This window comes from Echinimonas agarilytica (genome assembly GCF_023703465.1).
GTDB lineage: Bacteria > Pseudomonadota > Gammaproteobacteria > Enterobacterales > Neiellaceae > Echinimonas > Echinimonas agarilytica.
The window spans coordinates 818,203-830,271 of record NZ_JAMQGP010000001.1 but is presented as its reverse complement, the minus strand read 5'-3'; the positions used below and the strand labels follow the sequence as shown (position 1 = coordinate 830,271).

Genomic DNA, 12,069 nt, shown 5'->3' with positions numbered 1-12,069 from the left:
TCGCCCCTCATACTGGTATGACCAGAGAAGGAGAATCTCATTATGACGTCTGTATTGTCAGCATACCAAGATCATATCCAAACCATCACCCTTTGCCGCCCAGATAAGAAAAATGCCTTAACGATTTCTATGTATCAACAACTTGCGCAACACCTCAATGATGCAGCAAGTGACCCCGGTGTGCGTGTTGTAATGCTATGCGGTGCGGGCGGAAATTTCACCGCAGGCAATGACCTGCAAGAATTTTTAACCACAGAACTTTCCGAAGGCAGCATTCTCGACTTCCTCTCAGTACTGAGCCAATTTCCTAAGCCTATTGTGACCATTGCTGAAGGCGTAGCTATTGGTATTGGCACAACCATTCTATTACATAGTGACCTCATTTTTTGCGCTGAGAACACTCGCCTTCAACTTCCTTTCGCACGACTTGGTTTAGTTCCGGAAGCCGGTTCAAGTCTTTTACTGCCCCAACAAGTGGGCTACGCCAAAGCCGCCGAATGGCTACTGTTGGGTGAACCATTTACTGCCCAACAAGCGCTAGATGCAGGGCTTATTAATACCATTGCTCCGCCAAGCAATATTCACAAGTTAGCACTCACTGCAGCCAAGCATCTCGCTCAAGTACCACCCGAGGCGGTACAAGCCTCCAAAGAATTGTTGAAAGAGCCGATGAAAAAACAAGTCTCCACCACTATTCAACAAGAAGCATCTGTGTTTGCTCAGCGCCTCAAAAGTCAAGAATGCAAACAAGCCATCACAGCTTTCTTTGAGCGTGCGCGATAGCGCTTTTTAAACAACTCCGCGCGATGATCACGCAGGCATCTCATCACTCAAAGAGTCATAAAGTGCACGAAAAAGTAACGTGTCAGGAGATCGCGCGCACGTGCTTGCTTCTCATCAGCCCCATGAATAGATTGAACATTCAAAAAACACACATAACGTCGATTTGAAGGGGTTGCAATGAGAACTCAGCACGATAAAACCAATGAGGATCGGAAATGCCATTATGAGACTGTAAATGGCCAAATTCACAGAGTGCCGGCTCGAATGCATTGTTCTATATAGTGTTTGCTTTGTTCCTTATTACAGAACATGGCTCGTTCAACGAAACTGCCCTACAAAAAGCTAACCGCCTACGTGATAGCGCTCTTTGGCTACAGGCATTAGCAATGCGGCTAAAATGTAACAAGGCAAAGTGATCAAAGGCATACTAAATAACAATACCAGTGCCACAATACGTAACCAGAAACGGCTTAAGCCCCAATTTTCTGCGAACCCAGCAATGACGCCAGCAATTTTGCCTTCCACAGGGCGTCGGCTTAATGTGTTTTCATAGTGACGATGTCTCATCGTTCGATTCCTTAGTTTTCTTTATCATCAAATTTTGCAACTCTCGAAACGGTTGAACTGGTCGATGCTGCCACTGAGTTCAATGTGTCATTGGCTTTGCGCTGAGGCGATTGAGTAGCTGGTAGGCAATCCAAGCCACCAGCCACCCGGCCAAAGGTAAACTCCACCACATCATCAGTTCCATTGGCGATATCATGTTGATTACTCTTTGTCGCCTTCGCTGTCGTCAAGCATGGCCTGAAGTGCTAACCAAGCTTGTTCCAATTGACGCTCAGAGCTCGCTTTGATTTCATCAGCAAGACTGTTCGAAACCTCAGCGGCCATTTCTGATACAACAGTGCTAACTGATGCACTTGTGTCTGAAAAGTCTGAAGCAGCTGCGGTACCCGCGAAGCCAGTTACAAATAAAGCCGAGGCTGCTGCGATAGTGATTTGAATGCGGTTCATGATTGTATTCTCCATAATTTAAATTAGATTCCAGTGAGATTGCTCGGCTTCACTGCGTTACGAGGTATACAATTCAATTGCTGTGCCAAGTTATAAAAATATTTTTAAGCGCTTGTTTTTAGACGACTATTTTTATTTTTGTGGATTTATAGTGAGTAAAGGAGGTGAGGTTTAAAGTGTGACATTGGTCATTTTCACCAATGAGTTAGTGAAAATGACAACGGTGACAAAAGAGTGATGCAGTATCCGACCGGATTAGTCGTAGACCAGTGCCATGGCTTGCTCAACCACTTGAATGGTTTTGCCTTCACCCCGCGCATTTTCACTGAGATAACGGCGCCAAGCCCGAGCACCAGGAACCGCCTGATACAGGCCGAGCATGTGTCGAATAATGCTGTTCAAGCGTGCCCCTTCACTGATCTGAGCTTCCATATACGGCAACATCGCTTGCACGATGTCAGCGCGAGAACGACGTTCTGTTTCTTGCCCAAAAATAAGGGCATCGGCTTCAGCTAATAAATAAGGGTTTTGATACGCTGCCCGCCCCATCATCACGCCATCCACATGTTCTAAATGCTCCAAAGCTTGTGCTAACGTCATCACTCCGCCATTGATAGAAATATGGCAATGGTTGAAATCTTTCTTCAGTTGATACACACGCTCATAGTCCAAAGGAGGTACTTCTCGGTTTTGCTTTGGGCTTAAACCTTGCAGCCAAGCTTTACGTGCATGAACAATAAACACATCGCATCCAGCTTGATTGACCTCCCCCACAAAGTCAGTCATGAACGCATAGCTTTCATGCTCATCAATCCCAATGCGGTGTTTCACGGTCACAGGGATGTCGGCAACTTGCTTCATTGCATCGACGCATTCCGCGACCAACTTAGGCTCTTCCATCAGGCACGCACCAAACCGACCTTTTTGCACGCGATCAGACGGGCAGCCCACGTTCAGGTTAATCTCGGAATAACCTCGTTCGGCGGCAATTTTGGCACACTTCGCCAGATCAACCGGATCACTTCCTCCCAACTGGACGGCAACCGGTTGCTCTAACTCATTGAATTGTAAATAGTCACCTTTGCCAAATAAGATAGCCCCCGTGGTAACCATTTCGGTGTACAACAAAGCATGTTGACTCAACTGACGGTGGAAATAACGGCAATGACGGTCAGTCCAATCGAGCATGGGTGCAATGGAAAGGCGACGCGAGAGAGACATGTTCATAAAAACACCAACATTAAGAGTCAAGATCTAAAACTAAAGCCAAATAACAGACTCGTCGTCGAAATGGCGTTCTGAGGATTTGAGATTTTAGCAGAAAATGAAATGTTTAAAATGATATGCCGACGCTGAATAGCGTCAAGGCTCTGCATGAGCTAAGCCAGTAGGCAGCATCACGCCATAAAGAAGGCTGGTTCAATTCCTAAACCTGCCTTCTTGTTCAATGCGTGACCATTACGGCTCTTCGATTGACCATTGAGTACGGCTGCCTGTCCATTCGTTTGGACCTAGTTCAAACTGGCTGCCATTCTCATGAAAATGCAGTCGAAGTGCACTGGCACGATGAATCAAGCGACCCCACTCACCTTCATCCGAGAATGACCATTCATAGTCTTCACCGCTGCTACCATTACTGAATAGCGATGGAATCGATTTAAGATCGCCATTTTCAATGCCCAACACTTGCCCTGTGGCAACATGAATAAGTCGGAAATAGATACTATCTGTCCACTCAACTTGCCATTGGGCATCTACGCCAAGGTCTGAACTTAAGGTAAAACCGTCAGCTGCGGTGTATCGCAGATTGTTACCCGAAGCAGCATGATTCAAAACCTTAATGCCTTCTGAAATATCAGGTTCAATGAAAACCGGCAATTCGCTATCTGGCACATCTCCAAGTTCACTGAACATAAAACTGCTCTGAGAGTCAGTCACATCATGCGCAGCATAAAGCGGCAACTCACGCCCAGAGTTCAATTCAGTTCGCACCAGTAATCCCATTGATTTTGCGTAAAGCGAGAAACTACCATCAAGATTGTCTATCCAGATAAACTTGGCATCCTCGGTTACCCCTTGGGTGTCTAAGTCGCCACGCAACAGGTCGGGTTCAGTGTACACATAACCATAACGGGCAGGATCTGCTTTCACGTAGTAGCCGTTTTCAGCCTTTAAAGCCACATAACCATCACCGGCATCAACCACGGCAAACTGTTGCAGAGCCAACAAGTTGTTATCAGAATTAGCGGTCAGCGGGCTCAAGCTAACCGGCAATGATACATTCGCTAAAATAGGCGCATAATTGTGCGATGCGGTAATAGTGATGTACTTGCCTATTGGTGCATTGCCCGCAATCGGGGCTTCAATAGCTTTAGGCAAGCTAAAGAAAGTAAATGTATGTTGCAACGTGCGTTCGTCATACTCAAAAAATCCACGCTCATCAATATTGTCAATGAGGTCACCTTCAAGTACTAAGTTATCAAAGTGAATAAATCGGATATAGCCGATGTTATTGCGATCGATATCAACTTCGCTCAAGAAACGATTCGGAATAAAAGGTGTTTGATGTACGGTAAAGTTTTTGTAGGTTTTGTCGCCCAAAACACTCGTGAGATTTTCATTAGGGCCTCGGCGATTATCATCATTCCAAATCCGAACATTAAATATTATGGATTCTTTACCCCACAATTCCATATTCTCGTAGTAGCCGCCTTGGTGGTGTACTAACTGCCCCAGCTGTAAACGAGAGTTAAATACACCGTGGTTACTGCCCGGAGTTGTGGGTTTATTACGCGGGGAGTCAAACACAGTATGATCATAAACTCGACTCTTAGCATCGTTACTATTCACCGCCCAACCTATTTGGAAACTAGGTCCATTGTGCAAGTTGTACGTAACACAATGCTCCATTCGATAGTTCATATGGGTATAGGTGGTGTCGTCGTTGTTGTACATAATAGTGCCGCGATAAAGCACATCATTCACGCTCCCTGATTGATAAGTCGCACCTGCATAACCAATGCTTTTGAGATTTAAAATATCAGCAACGCCGTCTTTGACGGTATGACCCATTCCTCGAGTTACAGCGACCAACCCATCAACCGTTGCTTTTTGTGTTACATCATTAATGTAAATTCGAGCCCCCCAAGACGGGTTTTCCAACCCCCAAATGTTATTCATTGCGCCATTTGGTGTGGTGTGAGCCCACGGAGTGCGGCTTGTGTCATTTTCTTCATCTGCACCGGCCTTGTAGAGCATATCGGTATACATACCTCGGCCCCACAACTTCAGCGGGTGTGATGTATCTTTGATAATAAAAGCGCTGTGGAATAATGAATCGGCAGGCCAAAATACTTCTTCAGCGACATCATTTGCTAGCTTGCCGAAACGGGCATAAGTATTGTTGGGTAAGTGAATCCCCGAACCAAACACCACAAGCTTGCCCCCGTCATACTCCTTGATTTCACCTTCAGGCGCAGAGGCCGGCGCATGATGCATGGGGTTAATATTAATAAATAGCGGCGACTCGATAATGGTACCCGTTCTACCAGGTACTGCGGCGGACCAAGCATTACGGTTCATTGCAATTCGATAATGTTTGGTGTAATCGTCGTTGTCAGCTTCGAGTGTCAGCTCAATCACGCGCTCGCTGATTTGTTCAACTTTTAGAGGAGCGGGTTGAACATCTAAGTCAGCTAAATCGATCGGTCCCGGTAAATTGGCAGTCTCAAGTAGTTCAATACGAACAACGATATCATTACTCGCGTCAAAATGACTCCAGTGTCGTTGATGAACGGTTCGAAGCTCAGAGACGTTTGAATTTGGACCATACAGTCCATAGTCATAGACGTTATGCCCGCCACTAAACATAGGATCATCCACCGGTAAATCGATCCGAAGTTGCGGACGCACTTCATATGTAGGCGACGTTTGAAATGCCTGTGCTGTCCCTAGTTCTTTCACCTGAATAGCGAAAAATGTTGAAATTTGCATCGCATTGCCCAAGCTTGGATCTATGGGTGCTTGCGGTGAAATTTCAGGAAAACTAATACCATCAATGCTGTGGATTTTAGGGGTGCGTATGTCTGGCAACTCGGCGTACACTTCAAACGAATCGTCTTGCCCCACTAAGCGAATTGAGTCGCTGCTGATTGCATCGTTTTCAAATAACGCAACCACTCGGATGTCCTCAGTGTTCCCTGAGCGGTCATAGGAGTCACTACTCCAAGAGGTTGCATCAGCTGGTGCAGTACCGAATGATACCCAGTCGCTTGTTCCTTCAGCACGTTTGTCAATACGATAGCCAACCTCAGCTATGGCATTGTCTTGCCAAAATAACTCCAAAAAATCATAGGGTGCAGGGTTGTAGAAGTGTAACGCCGTGGGCTGGTATTCAAGCCATAACGGATCTGTCATGGTTGTGACAGTAAATACTTCGCTCAGTTGCGCAATAGTTAGCTCTACCGATGCTTGGCTAATGTATTCAGAAGAGGCGGTTAGTAGAACTTTCACCTTGGCGCCATTGGTTGCTTTGCCGGGTGACGATACGACTTCGCCATTGATTTTCAATTGGCAGGAAGTACTGCATGATGTAAGACTCACATCCACTTCGACCCCGTCAGAAAGACCGGTAACGCTCACCTCATCCGATGCGACCACGTCATTGACTTCCGCACCATTCACAGCGCCGAGAATATAATCATCAACCTGTAGATCTGGCGTCACCATCGTCGTCACAGTGAAGGTTTGTGTGAGTTGTGCAATAGTAAGCTCTGCCAATGATTGGCTACTGTACTCAGAAGGAGCGGTTAATAGAATTTTTACCTTGTCGCCATTGGCTACTTTGCCCGGTGACAATACGACTTCGTCATTGATTTGCAATTGGCAAGTGGTACTGCATGATGTAAAAATCACATCCACTTCGACTCCATCTGACAAACCTGAAACCATCACTTCGTTAGACTCTAAACTGTCACCAAGTGCTGCATTATTGAATGCTCCCAGATCATACGCGTCGACAGAATCATCAAGCTCGGATACAGCCGTGACGATGAATCGAGACATTAGCTGAGCAATTCTTAACTCCGCAGATGCTTCCTCGCTCGCAACTGCAGGAGCCATGAGCATTACCTGAACGGTGGTGCCATTGACCGCAACACTAGGAGATGGAACCACTTCACCATTTACTTTTAACTGACAAAACGTTGTGCAAGAACTGAGAGAAACGTCCACTTCTGCGCTCTCGGAAAGGCCTGATACGGTGATAATATTAGAAAAAACATCGGAATGAAGTAGCTCGTTGTTGTGAGGTTCTAAGTTAAAACTGTTGATCTCAAGATCAAGTGGAGCTTCAGGAGTTGAGGTAGAATCCGAGGCCCCCCCACCTCCACATGAAGCAAGTAACAATACCGCCCCCAATGTAAAAGCATACCGTGTCATATTTAATAGCCTGTTGAATGGTTCCGTAACTAACTCTGAGATTAGGGGATAGGCGAACTATCCAAGCACTCTCAAAGCCATTTTGAACATGAAATAAGAATGAGCTGATGCAGCTTATCGCCACTGAACCCCTCTAGTTTTTGTGAATTGAGCCAGAGGTGATGAAGTTCCTCTGGCCCGTTGGAACGGCTTTAAATACCTGTTAATCTCCACAAGGTGCGATCACCTGTCCAAGAGTTAGGCCCGATCACAAAGTTACTTTCATCTTCATGAATATGAAGGCGCAAGCCACTGGAGCGATGAATCAGCCTCCCCCAACCGTCGGCTTCAACTTCAAACTTCCACTCATAGTTAGCACCTGTATTGCTGCTGCTGAAATGTAAAACTGATGCGCCATCTTCCGATCCCAGCACATTGTTGTTTTGCTCACTCACTAGGCGGAACCAATCGCCATCAGTTTTAACTAACTCCCATTTGTTGTAGTTGGCAGTACCTGTATTCAAGCTCACGGTATTAGTTGATGAGTGATAGCGCAGACGCTCTCCAGAGGCTTTATGCTCAAGGAACTTCACACCTTCGGTGACGCCATCAACCGGATCAGAGGTGCTACCAGTAGTGAATTTCTCCCAATTACCCACGCTTTTAGCCGCCGCATATAATGGACGCTCTGGACCGGAATTGGCTTCGGCTTTCACGTACAGCCCCATAGCCTTTGACCAGAGCGCGAAAGTGGAGGAATCAACATCTACCCAAACAAACTTTGCATCATCGGTAATTGCAGTGGTGTCTGTATCGCCTCGGACTTGATCTGGTTCGGTATACACGTAACCATAGCGCTTAGGGTCGGCTTTAATGTAATAACCATTTGGAGCTCTAAGGGCGACATATCCTCCACCGGCATCAACCACATCAAACGTTTGAGAGGCATTTCCCTCGTTTGCCACCAATGGGCTCAAACTCGCAGGTAAAGAGTCGTCAGCTTGAACAAACTTATTATTCACCAGTGCTTTGATCGAAATGGATTCACCAATGGGGGAATTGCCAGATGCCGGCTGATTAACCGCATTGGGCAAACTAAAAAAAGTCAACGTATGTTTAAGCACATACTCGTTGTAATTGAACAAGTCTCTGTCGTCGATATTCGTCAACGCAACACCTTCAAATTTCACATTATCAAAGTGTAAAAAGCGAAGGTAACCGACGTTGTTGTTGGTAGTATCTTCAGAGCCCAAAAGTTGGTTTTGAAAATATGGCAATTCATGGACTTCAAAGTTCTTAAAGGTTTTATCACTGAGCAGACTTGTCATGTCTGTGCCCACTGTATTTTTGTCATTCCACACCTGAAGATTAAACAGGATGACTTCTTTTCCCCAGAATTCGAAGTTTTCGAAGTGTCCACCGATGTGCTGCTCCAGATTTCCTAACTGCAAGCGCGTGTTGAATACACCATGGTTTTTACCGAATTTATCGTCATCACGACGATTCGAACTAAATACCGTATGATCATACACCTTGGCTTTGGCATCTTTGGTATTCACTGACCAACCGAACTGGAAACTTGGTCCATTATGTTCATTAAAGGTAGTGTTGTGCTCCATGGTGTAGTCTTCATGGATGTAAGTGACATCATCATCATTTGCCATCATGTTGCCAAGATAGTAAGTCTTGGAATTGCCACCAGTCTGATAAGTTCCGCCACCGTACCCTACGTCTTTGTGATTCAAGATATCGGCGGTTGCGCTCTTGACCGAAGTTCCCATCCGAGCGCCAATGTTGGTAAAGCCATCAAACGTCACTTTGTGTTCTATATTGCCGCGAGCATGGAAGTGCGAACTCCAAGACGCATCTTCGATGCCCCAAGGGTTATTCGCAATTCCACGTATTCTGGCCCACGGCGTCCGCGATTCATCTGAGCCGGAATAACCAGTATCCGTATCGGGATAGACGATAAACATTTCGTCACTGTAAATAGCGCGCCCCCAGATCTTGGTATCTGCAACAGGTTTGTTAACTAAAAAGCCGTAGTGGAGGTAAGCGTCACCTGGCGCATAAACCTCACGCGCTGTTTCATTCGCGCCATCGCCGTAATGCTGGTAGTTAGAGTTGGGTAGATGAATACCAGAACCTATCGCCACTAGCGTTCCATTATCAAATTCCTTGATCTGTCCTTCAGGCGCAGATGCGGGCGCATGGTGCAGTGGATTTACAAAAATAAAAAGAGGCGATTCGATAATGGTCCCCGCACGATTGGGCACTTCATCGTCCCAAGCCGAGCGGTTCAACGCAATGCGATAGTGACGTGAAAACTCAGTCGCACCTTTGAGCTCTACCTCTAACGTGGTGTTGTTCACCAACCGTGAGCTCAAAGGAGAAGGATGAATTTCTACGTCGCTGATGTTGATTGGGCCCGATAGGCTCGCTGAGTCTAATAATTCGATTTGAACCGTCACATTGTTAGTGGAGTCGAAATTTGTCCAATGCTTTTGATGCAGTGTACGGCCTGCTGCATCGGCGTTTGGGCCATAATAAGAGTAACCATACGGCTTATGTCCGCCGGTATGAGCCGGATCGTTATGGGCTAAACTATTGCGAATTTGAGGCCGTGTTTCATATGTGGGCGATATAATAAGATTGTCACTTGATCCGGCTTCTTTCACTTTAATTTCAAAGAAGGTTGAGACCCGTGTGGCTTTACCTTTTGATGGGTCTGACGGCGTTTGATCTTGAAGCTCACTAAAAGTAACCATCTCACCTGAGGTAACGGACTGCATCATGTGGTTTTGAGGTGAACGAATGCCCGGAACTTCTTTATATACCTCTAATGTGTCATCTGTTCCGACCAGTCGAACAGGCTGGCTGTTCTGATTGCCTGCAGTGCGAACAGCCACTACGCGAATGTCTTTTGTTGGGCCTCGGTTATAATCTATTTTTGTCCATGATGTGCTATTTGCAGGTGCACTTTCTATGTCATACCAAGTGGTCGTGCCTTCATTTCGACGCTGAATTTTAAATTCAGTTTCATCGGTACTATTGTCATCCCAATGGATTTCAATGTAATCATGTGGTGCGGGATTATAAAAGTAAACATTCGATGGCGCCGCTGCATTCGCAGAGAAACACGCCAAAGATACAGCACTTGCCAAAATACATTTGGACAAATTGGATTTAAGGTTGGAATTCATTGTTCCACTCACTGTTATTCGTCAAAGCATACCAACATGGCGGAGCCTCTTACCCCTATGGTAGGAAGCGGCAATGTGCTATTTGGCTCTATTTCCTTGCTGCACTCTTCCCTAAAAGCAGGTGAAATAAGGCCCGTCACTACATCATGCTTCACCTTAGATTAATGAACCTATAGGCCCAACCTTGAGTGCACACATCACATCTAAGGCATAGTTAACCTTTTCATATTAAAAGCTCAGCTATGAAAACCTATAAAAAACAGAGGGAATATTTAGCATCAAGAGAAATAAAAATTTAACCAACAATTTCAGTTAGTTAAACCATAAAAAAGAAGGGTTCGTTTAATTTCATCGGTAAAATTTAGACCTTATTGCCACTCCATATTCGTATCAAAAAAAAACCAGTCCCCCATAAGGTCCTGGTTTTTTTAAGAAATAATGATGAATGTAGGGAGCAGTCGGATTTTAGAACTTTTGGACCTCTTCCGGGCCCGGTTGCACCAATCGAGAATCTAACGGTGTGAAGAATACGTCCCCATCGGATTTCACTGTGAGCTCAAGTGGCACCAAGTATATACCGTCTTTGAACACCGTGTATTTTTTCTTCTCTAACCCTTTCGCTTTGGTGATGGTGTTGAAATCCATGGTTTTTCCATTTTGGAAAGCAGTCGTCCACCATTGACCTTCTCGATCTTGAAACGGTGTTCCATGACCTAAAAAGCGCCCCATATATCGGCGATCGCTGTAGGGGCCTCTAATATCAGTCGCTGTTGCGTAATACATGTTATATGAACCACGACCGATTTTATCGGTACTCCACGCAGTACCGAATATCACATAACGATCGTTAACCTTGGTGAGGTATAAGCCCTCATGTCCCATTTTTCGATTAGCAGGTTTCACTTTAAATTCGTTGTCCGTCAACTCATTAAAGTCTGGCGTCATTTCCACCACAGTATCAACGCGGTGCGTGAGATATACCTTACCATCGTCATCATGAAAGAATGATGGGTCATGCTTATGATCGATGGTTGTCGACAGCTCGGTTTCAACGTACGGCCCTTCTGCTTTATCTGCAACATAAAGCATTGCTTTGCGAACGCTTGTTGTATGCACAATAACCCACTTGTCATTAATAAAGTGAATTTCAGGGGCCCACACTCGAGCATTCCCCTTACCAACTTCATCACTATGTGCTTTAAGACCATCCACCCAAGAAAGATCTCCTAAACGACGAGGTACAGCAAGTAGTTCCCACGATGATAAGTCTTTACTACGCCACAATTCGACCCCCTCGGAAGTCCAATCTTTTTTGCTGCCGCCGCTGAGGTGGTGTCTGCGAGTTCCCGTTAGGTAGTAGTAATCATCCGGGCCGAGATAAATGTATGGGTCTCGGAAAAATTCTCCTTCAAACATGCGGACTGCTTGGTCACGGCTGGCCAACTGTGATGTCACTTTAAAGTCTTTGACGACTCCAATTTCAGCTTTGTTACCGGCCGTTACTGTAATCGGGAGCGCTGCAAGTAATGCTGAACACAACACCCAGTTTTTGATTGTATTTTTGATAGACATAAAGTCCCCTATTCAAGCTGCTCTTCGAACCCCAAAAAATGTCAATTTATTCCGAAAACGCGGGGTTTCTGAGTATTAC

Annotated in this window: 7 protein-coding genes; 1 reads left to right on the top strand and 6 read right to left on the bottom strand. The window is 45.6% G+C overall.

Features of this window, described 5'->3' with window-relative positions:
- The first annotated feature begins 42 nt into the window (after positions 1 to 42).
- Positions 43 to 783 carry an enoyl-CoA hydratase-related protein gene (locus NAF29_RS03425; RefSeq protein ID WP_251260082.1) on the top strand — a complete coding sequence of 247 codons (741 nt, stop codon included), beginning with the start codon at positions 43 to 45 and terminating at the stop codon, positions 781 to 783.
- A gap of 342 nt (positions 784 to 1,125) precedes the next feature.
- Here the strand turns inward: NAF29_RS03425 and NAF29_RS03420 are convergent, their stop codons facing one another.
- From NAF29_RS03420 to NAF29_RS03395, 6 genes are all read right to left on the bottom strand, one after another.
- The gene (locus NAF29_RS03420; RefSeq protein ID WP_251260081.1) at positions 1,126 to 1,350 is read right to left on the bottom strand and encodes a PspC domain-containing protein; all 225 of its coding nucleotides are present in this window, start codon (positions 1,348 to 1,350) and stop codon (positions 1,126 to 1,128) included.
- Between the two features lie 201 nt (positions 1,351 to 1,551).
- Complete coding sequence (locus tag NAF29_RS03415; protein ID WP_251260080.1) at positions 1,552 to 1,797, bottom strand: hypothetical protein; 246 nt, start codon at positions 1,795 to 1,797, stop codon at positions 1,552 to 1,554.
- 255 nt (positions 1,798 to 2,052) lie between these two features.
- On the bottom strand, positions 2,053 to 3,024 hold the full coding sequence (dusA, locus tag NAF29_RS03410; protein ID WP_432763221.1) for a tRNA dihydrouridine(20/20a) synthase DusA: 972 nt from the start codon (positions 3,022 to 3,024) through the stop codon (positions 2,053 to 2,055).
- 231 nt (positions 3,025 to 3,255) lie between these two features.
- Positions 3,256 to 7,236, bottom strand: a complete 3,981-nt coding sequence (locus NAF29_RS03405) for a hypothetical protein (RefSeq protein WP_251260079.1) — start codon at positions 7,234 to 7,236, stop codon at positions 3,256 to 3,258.
- A gap of 191 nt (positions 7,237 to 7,427) precedes the next feature.
- On the bottom strand, positions 7,428 to 10,418 hold the full coding sequence (locus NAF29_RS03400; RefSeq protein ID WP_251260078.1) for a hypothetical protein: 2,991 nt from the start codon (positions 10,416 to 10,418) through the stop codon (positions 7,428 to 7,430).
- A gap of 465 nt (positions 10,419 to 10,883) precedes the next feature.
- Positions 10,884 to 11,990 (bottom strand): family 43 glycosylhydrolase, encoded by a 1,107-nt coding sequence (locus NAF29_RS03395; RefSeq protein ID WP_251260077.1) that lies wholly within the window; start codon positions 11,988 to 11,990, stop codon positions 10,884 to 10,886.
- Between the last annotated feature and the right edge of the window lie 79 nt (positions 11,991 to 12,069).

What these genes read in the sequence shown, in the direction of transcription:
- NAF29_RS03425 (WP_251260082.1), top strand. Translation starts at nt 43, where the DNA reads ATGACGTCTGTATTGTCAGCATACCAAGATCATATCCAAACCATCACC.
- NAF29_RS03420 (WP_251260081.1), bottom strand. Translation starts at nt 1,350, where the DNA reads ATGAGACATCGTCACTATGAAAACACATTAAGCCGACGCCCTGTGGAA.
- NAF29_RS03415 (WP_251260080.1), bottom strand. Translation starts at nt 1,797, where the DNA reads ATGAACCGCATTCAAATCACTATCGCAGCAGCCTCGGCTTTATTTGTA.
- dusA (WP_432763221.1), bottom strand. Translation starts at nt 3,024, where the DNA reads ATGAACATGTCTCTCTCGCGTCGCCTTTCCATTGCACCCATGCTCGAT.
- NAF29_RS03405 (WP_251260079.1), bottom strand. Translation starts at nt 7,236, where the DNA reads ATGACACGGTATGCTTTTACATTGGGGGCGGTATTGTTACTTGCTTCA.
- NAF29_RS03400 (WP_251260078.1), bottom strand. Translation starts at nt 10,418, where the DNA reads ATGAATTCCAACCTTAAATCCAATTTGTCCAAATGTATTTTGGCAAGT.
- NAF29_RS03395 (WP_251260077.1), bottom strand. Translation starts at nt 11,990, where the DNA reads ATGTCTATCAAAAATACAATCAAAAACTGGGTGTTGTGTTCAGCATTA.